Below are 14,683 nucleotides of genomic sequence, written 5' to 3' on the forward strand. Positions count from 1 at the left end.
GCATGTCAGTGTACATAGTAGCGTACTTTCAATATGAAATGCCGCTCCTTCAGGTAGAGATTAAAAATTAACGACCTGAGCTCGGCCAACGCGGATGATAGTCATCGACTACGAAAGGATGCGAGTGGCGTATTCCATTAGGTGTAAGAGATCCAGTGGCATGGGCATGACCCTCTGGTAGATTGGCATGCTCGTGTTCAATCTCTTTTAAATCAATAGACGGCCAGACTCTAAAAGCAGCCCATACCGCTAATGCAGCCGCACAACCTAGTACTACAAAAGCTACCGTCATACTGTAGCGCGCACCTAACCAACCAGCCAAAGGATAAAACGCCAACCAGCTGACATGAGATAAGGCAAACTGAGCAGCAAACAATGCAGGACGATCTTCCTGATGTGAAGATCGCCATAGCAAGCGCCCCGAAGGTGTCTGAGCAGCAGAATAGCCCAACCCTAACACGAACCATAAGGCCATGAGCGAGTTTTGTCCTATCATCAATGTACCAGCAAACATGCCCACTACTAACAACCCCACGCCGCTCAACATGACACTACGGTCTGTCAGCTTACTTAGTAGGCTTGGCAAAGCCAATGCAGCAATCATAGAGCCTGCACCAAAGCTCGCTAATGCTAATGCGACTGCACTCTGAGTTAGTCCCATGCCACCCTGAATAATCACCACTGTATTCACAAAAACCATAGATGCAGCGGCAGAGACAGCAACATTGACAGCGAGTAATCCGCGCAATCGTGGTGTGGCTAAATATATTCGAATACCGCGTGTGGTTCTATCATAAATGCTACGACGCTCTGGCATGGCATGCGCTGGTAGCGTGACCGATACGACCAATAAGGCAGACGCCAAAAATCCCAGCACCGTCCCTGTAAACAGATTGTGAAAGCTCATTACTGTTAGCAATGCTGCTGCTAACATAGGACTGACCAGACTTTCCATATCGTACGCAAGGCGTGAAAGCGATAAGGCTTTGGTGTAATCCTGCTCGTCAGGTAGAACATCAGGAATAGTTGCTTGAAAGGTCGGCGTGAATGCTGCTGAGGCAGATTGCAATACAAAGATCAGCACGTAAACCTCCCAAATCTGGGAGACAAATGGTAAAAGCAGGGCTACCCCTGCTCGTATCAGATCCAGCGTTACCAGCATCGTGCGTTTGGGCAGCCGTTCGGCAAAGGCTGCTGCAATTGGTGCAATACCAACATAAGCAACCATCTTGATGGCCAATGCGGTTCCCATAACGACCCCAGCATTATTACCAGCCAACTCAAAAGCTAGTAGCCCAAGCGCTACAGTAGCTAAACCTGTGCCAATCAGAGCAATCACTTGCGCGGCAAATAAATGGCGATAAGTTCGGTTTGCAAAGATACTAAGCATGAGAGTGGCTCTTTAGATCAGTCGATTGATCTTATAGGTAACGGGTTATCTCCTTGAATTCCTCGATAGAATTCTGCTGATCTTTATCAACAGTCCCTAACAAATCTTCAAGGCAATGATCTAAATGGTCTTGGATTAAAATTTTCTTGGCTTGGTGAATCGCATTCTCTACCGCTTGTAACTGTTGGGCTACATCAAGGCAGGTTCGACCCTCAACCAGCATCTCTATCGTACTGCTTAGATGACCATTCGCTTTTTTAAGTCGTGTGATAACGGCTGGATGAGAAGCGTGTATATGTGGTTTTTTCATAATGACAGTGTCCTTCCTCTAAAGAGCCCAATTATACCCTATAAGACTTGAGCTTTTATGGTTGACATCATCCCCCCCTAGGGGATAGTATCTTACTCCATAATCGCTCGGTTTGCATTCAAAAAATTCACGATTGTACTTAGCAGTCTGTAAGCAAATGCTTAGTAACATAAATCATAATTACTCTATTGGTTAAGATTCCCTGTTCTTATCGCATTGCATCACACCACGCATTCATTATTTTTAGACCATAGGATTCTTAATGTATAGCCATTTTTTAAATGGGCTTTTAAGCTCGCCATGGGCGACTTGGCAGACTCGTTTGTTAGTGTTCTCAGTACTTCTTATTTACCTTCTTACTGGCAGCAATGAAGCACTTGCTCATGCTGTAACCGCAGGGGATAAAGGGTATATCCAGGAGATTTCAGGAGTTAATATTTTGCCCTTTATGTACTTGGGCGCTAAGCACATGATAACGGGGTATGACCACATACTGTTTCTCTTCGGGGTCATCTTTTTTCTTTACCGCATGAAGCACATTGGTATCTATGTGAGCCTATTTGCATTAGGTCACTCCACTACGATGATTTTAGGCGTGTACTTCAACATCGGTATGAACAGTTATCTGATTGATGCCATTATTGGTCTCTCTGTCGTTTACAAAGCTTTAGATAACATTGGGGCTTTTCAGCGATGGTTTGGGTATCAACCAAACACCAAAATAGCAGTGCTTATATTTGGCTTTTTCCATGGCTTTGGGTTATCAACTAAAATTCTTGAATATGAGATGTCACCTGACGGTCTACTTCCTAACCTGCTCGCATTTAACGTGGGTGTGGAAGTTGGGCAACTACTGGCTCTAGCGATCATATTGATTGGTATGAGCTACTGGCGACGCACGTCAAGTTTCATCCGTAACGCCTATACCGCCAACGTTGCCATGATGAGCGCAGGATTTATTTTAGTGGGCATGCAGCTCACTGGCTATTTAATGTCTCAATAATCTAAGGATTTCTAATATGTATAACAGTGATACCCCCTTGCAGGCTGAACTTCCCTCCTCAAAGCAGCTTATGAAATCTACTATCCTGGCTGTAATTGCAGCCATAGTTCTTTTATTTACGGTGGTACTCCCAGCTGAATATGGTATTGACCCAACTGGGGTTGGTAAACTGCTTCGTTTGACGGAAATGGGACAGGTTAAGCAGCAATTAGCAGAAGAAGCCGCCGCTGATGCTGCTGGTTTACTAGCAACCGAAACCCCAGACATCGACAATGTGATAGAACAAACAATGGATACCACGCCTACTGATACTACTGTCGCTGATGGACAGTGGCGAGATGAAATTCCCTTCATCCTGACTCCAGGTGAAGGAATAGAAATTAAAATGAAAATGGATTCAGGTGACAAAGCAAAATACTCTTGGGTAGTCACTGGCGGTGAGGTTAACTTTGACACTCACGGTGATGCCTTGGGTAAAGCCATTAGCTATGAAAAAGGTCGCGGGGTTGCTTCTGATGAAGGCGTTTTAGAAGCTGCATTTACAGGCAATCATGGTTGGTTCTGGCGCAACCGAGGACAGTCAGATGTTCAGATTGTCTTGCGTACCAGTGGTGAGTACAGCAGTATCAAAAAATAAACTTCTTAATGTTACTGGAAAGATGATTTATTGAATTAGGTAATGATGCATACACTTGGTATGCATCAACTTATTTTTAGCAAATCTATACCATAACGCTATTTGAAAAATAACGTCTATTTTCCGTTTGATTTTTGAGGTATACCACAGCGGGACCAGCCAATCAAGCGATGAACACAGTTAATAGGCTACTTACCGCAAACTGTCAAAAAGGAAACAACTATAAAAGACCATTAAAAATAGTAGACTTTGTCAGGATTTTTGGTAATCAGTTATTTGGATAGTTATGTATAAATACTGTCACTCATCGAAATATCATGCTATAGGAAGCATGATGTTCTAGTATTTTTTTTTAACCAAACACACGCCACAATATCCAAAACAACCCTATCATCAATATAGCGATCATGAGCAATCGTTTTAGCCAATAGGGCAGTAGAGGTTTCTTGTATCCCAAGTCGTTTAATTTACTATCCATACCAGTTTGTAGGCTTTTAAAGTCTTGTTTCTGACTAGCGGCTTTTACGCGGTTTTTTACCAGTGGTTCAGGATTGTCTTCGATTTCTTGCTCTCTATCAAAGCTAATGGCCTGATTAGGAATGCCTTGTTTACTAGCGATGGTATTGAGCTTCTGTTGTTGCTTTACTTTTAGCTGGGTCTCATAAGCATCAATTCTACTTTTGGCTTCATCTATACTGATGTTTTCGTCTGCCGCCAAAGTTTTAATAGCCATTACTAGGTTGTTTTTCTCGACCATCATAATGACGTCTCTTGGCAACTTGGTATTGACCGGTTTTGCGCTAGGGTCGGGGTTAAACATGACTGTCCTTATTGCGGCGTATAAGTGTGAATGAGTAATACGCTCATTATAACCATGTTAGATAAGCAATGTTCAAGCAAAAAAATACCGCGGCCACTATGGTGACTGCGGTATTTTATTATTTATCGTTATCGGCATTTTTGCCCATATTCGATAATTATAGATCTTTCCAACGTTGGATAGACTCTTTGATAACTACTTTGGCCTCGCTCACATCACCCCAAGATTCAACAACCGTCGTACCAGCTTTTTTCAGGTCTTTGTAATGGCTGAAATGGAACTCTAATTGGTTGATCAACTGCTTTGGTAGGTCTTCTAAGCTGTTGTAAGCATTGCCCGTGTCACGATCGTCAGCAGGGACCACAACGATTTTATCATCTACTTCGCCATCATCAACAAACTTCATCACACCGATAACTTTGGCTTTTAAGAAAATACCAGTCGGTAATGGCTGCTCAGTCAGTAGCAATACGTCAAGCTCATCACCGTCTTCGTCAAGTGTTTGCGGGATGAAACCATAGTTACAAGGTTTGGCAAAAATCTGTGGGTCAATACGGTCAAGCTCAAATACTGCTAATTCGCGATTCCACTCAATTTTATGGCTGCTACCAGCTGGGATCTCTACTACTACGTTGATGATGCCGCCGTCTACGTCGCCTGCGTCCAAAATTTTGTTAAAATCTGCCATAAGATGCTCCAATTTGCTTTTGTTTTAAATGTTTGAATAAGGGGCTGAGCTAGGGATCCAGCAAGGATAGTTGCTGCGTCCGATTTGTACTGCATGCGATTATAGCAAGTTTGTACTGAATTTTCTCTTAATGCTTAAGTCTAAGCGTGCAAGATATTATGCAAAAAAAGATTATGCAAAAACGGACTCAACATTTACTTGGGCGCGATAGCTCGCAACTCAATCAGCCCAGCATGACGCTTGGCGATGTTATCAATAAGTTTTTGAGTGACTGTCTCATAGCTGAATGAATCGCTCATTTGTTGCTCGGTTTGCGCATCTGTCTCTGTCTGCATATTAACAAAATCAGACAGTCGCAACATTTGCATGCCGGCATAGCCACAAGGATTAATGGCGTTAAATGAGGACAGGTCACAATTTAAATTAATCGCAATACCATGGTAGCTAAAGCCATGCTTAATTTTAAAGCCTAGCGAAGCCATTTTTCCAAGCATAATCTTATTATCAAGAGAACTGTCTTCTGTAGAGGTACTGTCATCTGTTGCAGCAGTATCTGCATATAAGTAGACACCAGGGGCATCACGGCGCGCATGAGCACTGATATTGTCGCTATCAGATGGTGAGCTACGCAAACAGTCATTGATGACGTCTTCTATCGCTTGCTCAGCATGGGAGACGAGATTACGCACACTCCATTTGAGACTGTCCAAGTCCAACAACCAATAGATAACCAACTGCCCATGACCATGCCATGTCACCTGACCACCGCGATCGGTCTTGATGATAGGCGTATCAGTACGCTGTAATATGTGTTCTTCTTTGCCTGCCTGTCCAAGCGTGTAGACATCGTTATGATCGACAATCCATAATTCATCAGGCGTACGCAGCCCTTGTTGTTTCTTTAGATCGATACGTTCAAGGGTGCGTGCTAGCATCGCATCGAGAGTAGGGACATAATCGGCCGCTGAGAGAGATTTGCTGACAAGCGTATCATTAAGGAGTTGTGTGTCATTTTGCATGAGAGTATCTGTCTTATTATTATCAAGTTTAAAATAAATAATGCTCATCGGTAGTGTAGCAGTTTTGGTGACTATCGCCCAAAGATATATACTGTCGTAATGTCTGTAAGTGGCATAAATGCTAATAATAAACAGCTAGCAATTGATGACGAAATAATAGGTATAGAACAGTGGCAAGTGGTTCATAGCGGTACTGCTAGTACAGACGCAGTAGTCAACCAAAGGTGCTGTTCATTGCTCAGTCGATGCGCTACATTAAAGTGTGATGAATGGAATCTGATGAAATTTATAGTCAGAGTAGGTTATCAAAGAGTGCACCTGACTAGAAAGATAGAGCCTCTAACCCAATATAATGTAGTGATTACAAACCTTATGACTATTACTATGATTATGACAAGGAAGACAAATGACAGATAGCAACCAAAGCGCCCATGAGCAGGCAGTGACCGAGTCAGGTTTTGCACTGCAACGTGTGCCTGAAGCCCTAAGTACGGCGACGACTATCGATGAGATGAAAGTGCAATTTTCACGCTTGCAAATGTTAAGCCGTACCCAGCCAATCAATGATTGGGGCACTCGTACGATGCAGCTAGACAATCTAGAAGTGATGCTTAGCGATAACCAAGAGAGTTTTGCAAAGGCGATTAGTGCAGATTTTGGCTATCGTAGCCAGTCAGAGACGCAGTTTGCTGAGTTATTTCCTAGCTTTACCGGTATCAGCCACGCCAAAAAACACGGCAAAAAATGGATGAAAGCACATCGTGCGCCTATTTCAGCGCTATATATGCCAGCCCACAATGAAATTCAGCCGCAGCCATTGGGTGTGGTCGGTATCATGGTGCCTTGGAACTATCCGTTATTTTTAGCAATTGGCCCGATGATTGATGCAATCACCGCAGGCAACCGCATTATGGTCAAGATGAGTGAGGCTGCACCGCAATTTGCTCAGACGTTTGCTGATGCCATTGCTCGTTATTTTTCGCCAGATATGATCTGTGTGGTACTCGGTGAAGTTGAGATTGCCGCTGCCTTTAGTGAGCTACCATTTGATCATCTGCTATATACTGGATCGACTGCGGTGGGCAAAAAAGTCATGGCAGCAGCAGCACCTAATCTAACACCAGTGACGCTTGAGCTTGGTGGTAAATCACCAGTGATCGTACTAGATGATGCCAATCTAGAGTCTGTTGTCAATCGAGTGATGATGGGTAAGACATTAAATGCTGGACAGACGTGTATTGCGCCAGATTATGTCTTGATTCAACGTCAATACCATGACCAGTTTATCCAACTCGCAAAAGAGTGGATGACCAAGCATTATCCTGATATCGAAGAAAACCCAGATTACTCTCGCATTATTAATGGTGAGCAGTTCAAACGGGTAAAAGGCTATTTAGATACGCTAACAGGTGGCGAGGTGCATTCGCTAACTGCCGTTGAGCCTAATATAGAAACCCGTCTTATGCCACCAGTCATCGTCAGTGAACCTGCGCCTGACAGCGACCTTATGCAAAACGAGATTTTTGCCCCGATCTTGCCGCTGATGCATTATGAGACGCTTGATGATGCCATTTATTTTGTAAACTCGCGTCCACGGCCATTGGCACTATATGTGTTCAGTGATAACTACAGCAGTATCGAAAACGTGCGTAATAACACGGTCTCGGGTGGTCTGTGTATTAATGAGGTGATTATGCATGTTGCCCAGCACGATTTGCCGTTTGGTGGCGTGGGTGATTCTGGTACTGGTGCGTACCATGGTAAGGCTGGCTTTGAACGCCTCAGCCATATGAAGCCGGTTTTTGTCCAAACCAAGCTCAATGGCTTGAATTTATTATTGCCGCCTTACGGTGGATTGTTTAAAAAGGCGATGGCGCTGTTTTTGAAATAACAATTCTTTAGTTAGACATTTTATAGTAGCTATAGGAATTAATAGTAACCTTTTTTAATCGATACCATAACCAATAGCACCTATCCAGATAGGTGCTATTTTTTTGTCTAAAATATGACTTCTCAAATATAGATTTTTAAAATTAAGAGCGACTTGTCATAAGAGCTTTATCAAAATTATCGTAAATTTATCTAATGCGTTAATCGACAAATAAGTGTTTGTCATCACTTCTATAAATCGCTACACTTTGTAGTAAGTCTAAACAACAGTGGATAGTAGCTGAATGGTCTATGGCTAGCATTCATTAGTAAACATGATATAGACCTTTCAGCTGTTTTTTAGTTCTATTGTTTTAATAGTGATTTCATGCCGATACAACATAATAATAGGAAAGAGCATGCGCCAATGGATTGCATTAAGCTTACTGTGGATGAGCGCGATACTATTGTCTGTATCGGCGTCTGCAGCTTGCAACTCACCGATTAAATTTGGGGCACTGACATGGGAGAGTGGGCAGTTTACCTCCGGCGTACTCAGACATATCGTAGAAGATGGATACGGCTGCACAGTAGAGGAAGTACCAGGGGCAGGGCCTGCACTTGATACAGCGCTATCACAGAACGATATTCAGGTCATCGGGGAACAGTGGGTCGGCCGTTCGCCAATCATGGAAAAAGCCATTGAGCAAAATAAAGTGGCCATCATCGGCGATACGCTAAAAGGTGGTGCAACTCAAGGCTGGTATGTCCCGCGATACGTCTTGGAAGAGAATCCAGGACTTCGCAGCTATCAAGATTTACCCAAATATACTGAGCTATTTAAAGACCCTGAAGACCCTGGCAGATCTCGCTTTATGAACTGCCCCTCTGGTTGGACGTGTGAGATTTTTAACACACGTTTGCTAAAAACCACCGGCCTAGACAGTCTTTTTAACAACGCACACCCTGGTACGGGTGCTGCTCTCGATGCCGAAATTGCCTCCGCTTTTGAACAGCATAAGCCACTGTTATTTTACTACTGGCAGCCCACTGGACTAATGGCAAAATATGACCTTGCGCCATTAGAGTTTCCAGCTTATGAGGATGCTTGTTGGCAAAATCTGCTGCTCGCTGATGGTAAGATGGATTGCGTGTCAGGATTCCCAGTATCACCGTTAGGTATTGCCGTTTCTACCCCGTTTGTCGAATCCAATCCTGAACTAGCAGCTGTCTTTGAAAAGGTGCAATTTACCTCTGATGAGCTAAACGGTGCTATCTTGGAGATGAGCGAAAGTAAACGTACTGGCGATGAGCAGGCCATTGTGTTTTTGCGTGGCAACCCAGAGGTTTGGCAATCATGGTTATCCGATGAGGCTGCTACCAATCTCGCTACCAAGTTAGGCCTTAGCTCAACGGGTGCTACCTCTACCGGTACAACTACATCTAGTATCAATGCGTCAGCGCTCGCCTCAAGCTTTCCCTCATGGTCGCTTGAGACCCCACTCAATAATGCTTTAGCAAACGTCGTTCAAAACTATGGTGATGTATTTCGTACTATTAGCACGATGGCCCTTACTTATTTGCTACTACCTATTGAACGATTATTAACGGTTATCCCACCTTGGCTGATTATTGCATTTGTGACTGTGCTTGGCTGGTTTGGTGTTCGCAAGATTTGGTTTGCGCTGGCATGTGGTGCAGGGCTGTTTTTGATTGGCGCTTTTGGTTTATGGGACGCACTGATCGATACTTTAGCGCTGCTTATCGTATCGGTACTGGTCACGGTGGTGATTGGTATTCCTATCGGTATCGCTATGTCAGGTAGCAAACTACTACGCAAGATTGTGACGCCAGTGCTAGATATCATGCAGACCATGCCGAGTTTTGTATATCTTATACCAGTGCTGATGCTGTTTGGTATTGGTAAAGTGCCTGCGTTATTTGCGACCGTGATTTATGCACTGCCACCCTTGATTCGTCTGACGACATTAGGGATTACACAAGTCAATCATGAAATGGTTGAGGCGGGACGCTCTTTTGGTAGTACGCATTTACAGCTACTTCTCTGGATTAAATTGCCACAAGCATTGCCCAGTATTATGGCAGGTATCAATCAGGCTGTGATGATGTCACTTGCCATGGTGGTATTGGCCTCAATGATTGGTGCTCCTGGGCTTGGTGAAGATGTATTGCAGTCTATCCAAACGCTCAATATCGGTCAGGGCCTACAAGCAGGTACGGCCATCGTTATCGTTGCTATTATCATTGACCGTATTACGCAAGCATTTGGTCAAGGTAAGCGTACCCGTCAAAAAACCATCGAAGCTGGCAGACGTCCGATTGGATAAAAAATTATCTAGTGGTATATGACTGAATCCATGGTAATCGACCGAAGCCCTAATAATAAAAACCACGTGAATAGTGAGAGCACCGATGAATCATATCCAATTAAAAAATATCAGTAAGATTTATAATGCCAGTAGTACGCAAGCACAGTCTGCATTGGCATTGCTGGCTGAGGGTATGGATAGCATCAAGGTAAAAGAGCAAACGGGCTATTCAGTTGGTCTTTATGATATCAATCTAGATATCAAGGCCGGCGAGTTGCATTGCATCATGGGACTGTCAGGCTCGGGCAAGTCAACGCTGATACGCCATATTAACCGTTTGATCGATCCAACCAGTGGCGAGATATGGGTAGATACTGCTTTGAATAGAGATCATACAACTCATACAACAGCTGATAGGCAATCAGTGATAGATAATATGAGTACGGTAGTAGAAGAAAGCTCTGCTGCGGCTATTAATATTTTAGCGCTCAACGATAAGCAGTTGCAGCATTATCGTCAGCAGACCGTCAGTATGGTTTTTCAGCATTTCGGCTTAGTGCCGCATATGACGGTCATACAAAATGTCGCTTATGGTCTGCGTGTCCGAAAAATGAGCTTAAACGAGCGACATGAAACGGCTCGACATTGGCTTAATGAAGTAGGTCTATCCAATTTGGAAAACAGCTACCCTGATGAGCTATCTGGCGGGATGCAGCAGCGAGTTGGTCTGGCTCGAGCCTTAGCAACGGACAATCCCATCTTGTTGATGGATGAGGCGTTCTCTGCGCTTGATCCCCTCATTCGTGCCCAGTTGCAGGATCAACTGCTTGCATTGCAAGATCGACTCAATAAAACCATTGTTTTTATCACCCATGATATTGATGAGGCAGTCAAAGTCGGTCAGCGCATCAGTATTCTAAATGGTGGACGCTTAATACAGACAGGAACGCCAAGCGACTTACGGCAGAATCCTGCCGATGACTATGTTGAGCAATTTATGAGTGCAAAGGCTTGATATGCACTGATTATTGTATTGAAGCGCCCTCTATATCAGGACTCTTACTATCCTGTTAAATAAGTGTAGCTATCGACAGCTTACTATTAAAGTAGGCTCCAATAGCGTTGTATACTATTAAGACAAACTAATGCGTTTCAACAATCAGAATCACTGTCTCTCCACCATTTTTCAAAGTCTTATCTCTTTAACTTGAGTTCCCTCACAATAGAATTTTGAGCTATTTATCGCTCATGGTTGCCAAAACTCGTACCATTCGTAACAAGGACATGTCATGTCATATAAAAACAATCAAAAAAATAGTAATCATGAAGAAATTAAGAAACCTCGCTCATCAAGCTGGCTAAAAAACGTTAGCGCCTTTAGCATGACAACAGTGCTAAGTGCAGGCATATTAGTCGCCTGTGGCCAGATGAGTAATGCAGAAAGTAGCGCAAGCAGTAGTACCAAATCAGGTAGTCAAAATACTGGCGTCACCAGCTCGCGTGACATGTTGCCCTCTGATATGCTCAAACAAATGCAAGCATTGCCGCAGCTAACAAAGGGCTTAGGCGACACAGGTGCGGCAGTGATTGATCCTAATAAGCCGACCTTGGTAAAATTCTGGGCAAGCTGGTGCCCGTTATGTTTGGGTACATTAGAGGAGACTGAGACGTGGCGCACTGATCCTAAGTTTTCAGGCTTAAACGTGGTGACAGTCGCAAGCCCCGGTCATCTCAATGAAAAAGCTGATGGTGAATTTAGTACTTGGTATGCGGGCGTACAAGCTGACTACCCAAACTTGCCTGTCTTGACTGATCCTTCAGGTGAACTTATCAATAAGCTTGGCGTGCAAGTTTATCCGAGCTGGGCTATCCTCGATAAAAATGGCAATCTGGTACACTTGGTAAAAGGTAATATATCAGCAGAGCAGGCTTACGCACTTGCCGAAAATGCAGATAATGGCTTCGCTGAGCTCAAAGCAGGTAACGCTAAACCTGCCAATGCACAAGCATCAGACAACAATAAAATCGAAACCATCAAGCAAAAAGATGGCGTGTATTACAATGAGACAGGCAAACCAATCAACACCCGCTCAATCTACCTTGCAGGGGGCTGTTTTTGGGGTGTTGAAGCTTATATGGAGCGTGTCGACAGCGTTATTGATGCCGTATCAGGTTACGCCAATGGCGATACAGCCAACCCAAGCTATGAGCAAGTCATTCGTGGTTCAGGGCATGCAGAAACCGTAAAAGTTACCTATGATGCCGACAAAACAGACCTCGATACCATCTTAAAATACTATTTCCGAGTGGTTGATCCAACGAGCTTAAATAAACAAGGCAATGATCGGGGCGTCCAGTATCGCTCAGGTGTGTATTACACCGACAAAGAAGATAAAGCGGTGATTGATGCTGCGCTCAAGCGTGTACAAAGCAAGTACGAGCAAAAAGTCGTGGTCGAAAATGAGCCTTTAGATAATTTCTATTTGGCTGAGATGTACCATCAAGATTATCTAGCAAAAAATCCAAACGGCTATTGTCATATTGATTTGAGTCTTGCTGATGATAAGCCTGAAGGGGCAGCTCGTACCAAACTTGCGCCAGCTAATACGGTCGCTGAGACGTTAGATCCCAAGCGCTATGCTAAGTTTGATAAAGATGCGCTAAAGAACACATTGACCAAAGCGCAATACAATATCACGCAAGAGGCTGGGACGGAGCGTGCCTTTAGTCATGAATATGACGATTTATTTGCGCCTGGTATTTATGTTGACGTGGTCAGTGGTGAGCCGTTGTTTTTGTCGACTGATAAATATCAGTCAGGATGCGGCTGGCCCAGCTTTACCAAGCCTATTGATATGCAAGTGATTACTCAGCATCAGGATAATGCCTTTAATATGGTACGTACTGAAGTTCGTTCCCGCGTGGCTGACTCACATCTGGGTCATGTATTTCCTGATGGTCCAAAAGACCGTGGCGGGCTGCGTTATTGTATCAATGGCGGGGCGCTACAGTTCATCCCAGTTAGTGTGATGCCGCAATCAGGCTATGCACCATTGGTAAAACTGGTTAAATCATAGTCGTTTTATTGCCACCTTTGAATAAATAAAAAAGACGCCAAGTTCAATCTTAGCGTCTTTTTTGTGCCATGTACTATTAGATATTTGATTGTCATTTTCGGTAGTTGTACGAATTTTGCTGCAATCTAACGCGAATTCTGAAATAAACCCCAAACTTCGCTATACTTGATGGTTTATTGGTGATGCACACTCTATGAGTGTCTATTATTTATTATCCAGATATCATTTATTATTCAGACATAAGGTCGCTTGGTCGTTTCGGTGACACTTGTTTCTCATTTCTGCACTTTTAAGGCCATAGCATGACTGCTACCTATTCACCCATTATTACCTCACTGCTTGATAATGATTTGTACAAATTTACGATGTTACAAGCCATGCTGCATCAGTTCCCGCAAACCCATGGTGTTTATCGCTTTCGCTGCCGTAATAACAAAGATGCAGCCTATCCGTTGGCTGATATCCAAAAAGATCTAGAGCAGCAACTAGACAGCTTATGCGAATTGCGCTTTTTGCCAGATGAGCTAGAGTACTTACGTAGCCTACGCTTTATTCGCTCAGATTTCGTTGATTATCTAGAATTATTTAAGCTAAAACGTCGTTTTATTACGGTAAGTACAGACGATAAAGGTCGCCTGTTTATCGATATCGAAGGGCCAATGATTCAAGCGATGTTCTTTGAAGTATTTGTACTAGCCATTGTCAATGAGCTGTATTTTAATGCGCTATCTAATGACAGCGTGATTGAAGAAGGACAACGTCGCCTCGATGCAAAAGTAGCGCTATTACATCAGTATGCCGAAGAGCAAACCCAGTACGATCAGGATACACCGCCATTTATCGTCGCTGATTTTGGCACGCGTAGACGCTTTAGTCGACGCTGGCAAGCACATGTTGTAGAGACACTACATAAAGCTGAGCCAAAGATAGTCGGCGGTACATCAAACGTGTATTTGGCCAAGCAGTTAGGAATGACGCCAATAGGCACCATGGCGCATGAGTTTATGCAGGCGTTTCAGGCATTAGATGTGCGTCTGCGTGACTCACAAAAGGCTGCGCTTGAAGCATGGGTGCATGAGTATCGTGGCGACTTAGGTATTGCATTGACAGATGTGGTCGGAATGGATGCCTTCTTACGTGACTTTGATTTGTATTTTGCTAAGCTATTCGACGGTCTGCGTCATGATAGCGGTGACCCTTACATCTGGGGTGATAAGGCGATTGCCCATTATGAGAAGCTAAAAATAGATCCAAAAACCAAGATTCTAACTTTTAGCGATGGGTTAAATTTAGAGAAGGCGTGGGAGCTGCATCAATATTTCAAAGGTCGCATTAGAACCAGCTTTGGTATTGGTACCAATTTGACCAATGATATGGGCATTACGCCGATTAATATCGTGCTTAAATTGGTAGAGTGTAATGGTCAGCCAGTCGCCAAGCTTTCTGATAGCCCAGGCAAGACTATGATCAATAACGACACGTATCTTGCCTATCTGCGCCAAGTCTTTGAGGTTGATGAACCAGAGTAAACCGAATATCA

Annotated in this window: 12 protein-coding genes; 7 read left to right on the forward strand and 5 right to left on the reverse strand. The window is 43.7% G+C overall.

Annotated features, from left to right (window positions below; translation table 11 throughout):
- Nucleotides 1-67: 67 nt before the first annotated feature.
- Together DXK30_RS06325 and DXK30_RS06330 are read right to left on the reverse strand one after the other, a co-directional pair.
- Nucleotides 68-1,390 (reverse strand): MFS transporter, encoded by a 1,323-nt coding sequence (locus DXK30_RS06325; RefSeq protein WP_114700968.1) that lies wholly within the window; start codon nt 1,388-1,390, stop codon nt 68-70.
- A 31-nt stretch (nt 1,391-1,421) separates the two neighbouring features.
- On the reverse strand, nt 1,422-1,700 hold the full coding sequence (locus DXK30_RS06330; RefSeq protein ID WP_114700969.1) for a metal-sensing transcriptional repressor: 279 nt from the start codon (nt 1,698-1,700) through the stop codon (nt 1,422-1,424).
- A gap of 262 nt (nt 1,701-1,962) precedes the next feature.
- Between DXK30_RS06330 and DXK30_RS06335 the strand changes: the two genes are divergently transcribed.
- Both DXK30_RS06335 and DXK30_RS06340 read left to right on the forward strand, forming a co-directional pair.
- Complete coding sequence (locus DXK30_RS06335) at nt 1,963-2,703, forward strand: HupE/UreJ family protein (RefSeq protein WP_114700970.1); 741 nt, start codon at nt 1,963-1,965, stop codon at nt 2,701-2,703.
- A 70-nt stretch (nt 2,704-2,773) separates the two neighbouring features.
- Nucleotides 2,774-3,340, forward strand: a complete 567-nt coding sequence (locus tag DXK30_RS06340; protein ID WP_240314087.1) for a transmembrane anchor protein — start codon at nt 2,774-2,776, stop codon at nt 3,338-3,340.
- Between the two features lie 352 nt (nt 3,341-3,692).
- Here the strand turns inward: DXK30_RS06340 and DXK30_RS06345 are convergent, their stop codons facing one another.
- From DXK30_RS06345 to lipB, 3 genes are all read right to left on the reverse strand, one after another.
- Nucleotides 3,693-4,160 carry a hypothetical protein gene (locus DXK30_RS06345; protein ID WP_114700972.1) on the reverse strand — a complete coding sequence of 156 codons (468 nt, stop codon included), beginning with the start codon at nt 4,158-4,160 and terminating at the stop codon, nt 3,693-3,695.
- Between the two features lie 157 nt (nt 4,161-4,317).
- Nucleotides 4,318-4,848, reverse strand: a complete 531-nt coding sequence (locus DXK30_RS06350; RefSeq protein WP_114700973.1) for an inorganic diphosphatase — start codon at nt 4,846-4,848, stop codon at nt 4,318-4,320.
- Between the two features lie 194 nt (nt 4,849-5,042).
- A complete protein-coding gene (gene lipB / locus DXK30_RS06355) occupies nt 5,043-5,867 on the reverse strand; it encodes a lipoyl(octanoyl) transferase LipB (RefSeq protein WP_114701125.1) in 825 nt (274 codons plus the stop codon).
- A 406-nt stretch (nt 5,868-6,273) separates the two neighbouring features.
- On the opposite strand from lipB, the gene DXK30_RS06365 reads away from it, so the two are divergent.
- From DXK30_RS06365 to pncB, 5 genes are all read left to right on the forward strand, one after another.
- Nucleotides 6,274-7,758 (forward strand): coniferyl aldehyde dehydrogenase, encoded by a 1,485-nt coding sequence (locus DXK30_RS06365; protein WP_114700975.1) that lies wholly within the window; start codon nt 6,274-6,276, stop codon nt 7,756-7,758.
- A 397-nt stretch (nt 7,759-8,155) separates the two neighbouring features.
- Nucleotides 8,156-10,084, forward strand: a complete 1,929-nt coding sequence (locus tag DXK30_RS06370) for a glycine betaine ABC transporter substrate-binding protein (protein WP_114700976.1) — start codon at nt 8,156-8,158, stop codon at nt 10,082-10,084.
- An 85-nt stretch (nt 10,085-10,169) separates the two neighbouring features.
- Nucleotides 10,170-11,081 (forward strand): ATP-binding cassette domain-containing protein, encoded by a 912-nt coding sequence (locus DXK30_RS06375; protein WP_114700977.1) that lies wholly within the window; start codon nt 10,170-10,172, stop codon nt 11,079-11,081.
- A 316-nt stretch (nt 11,082-11,397) separates the two neighbouring features.
- Nucleotides 11,398-13,143 carry a bifunctional peptide-methionine (S)-S-oxide reductase MsrA/peptide-methionine (R)-S-oxide reductase MsrB gene (gene msrAB, locus DXK30_RS06380; RefSeq protein WP_390178029.1) on the forward strand — a complete coding sequence of 582 codons (1,746 nt, stop codon included), beginning with the start codon at nt 11,398-11,400 and terminating at the stop codon, nt 13,141-13,143.
- A gap of 302 nt (nt 13,144-13,445) precedes the next feature.
- Nucleotides 13,446-14,672, forward strand: a complete 1,227-nt coding sequence (pncB, locus tag DXK30_RS06385) for a nicotinate phosphoribosyltransferase (RefSeq protein ID WP_114700979.1) — start codon at nt 13,446-13,448, stop codon at nt 14,670-14,672.
- The last annotated feature ends 11 nt before the right edge of the window (nt 14,673-14,683 follow it).

This window comes from Psychrobacter proteolyticus, assembly GCF_003350005.1.
Taxonomy (GTDB): Bacteria; Pseudomonadota; Gammaproteobacteria; order Pseudomonadales; family Moraxellaceae; genus Psychrobacter; species Psychrobacter proteolyticus.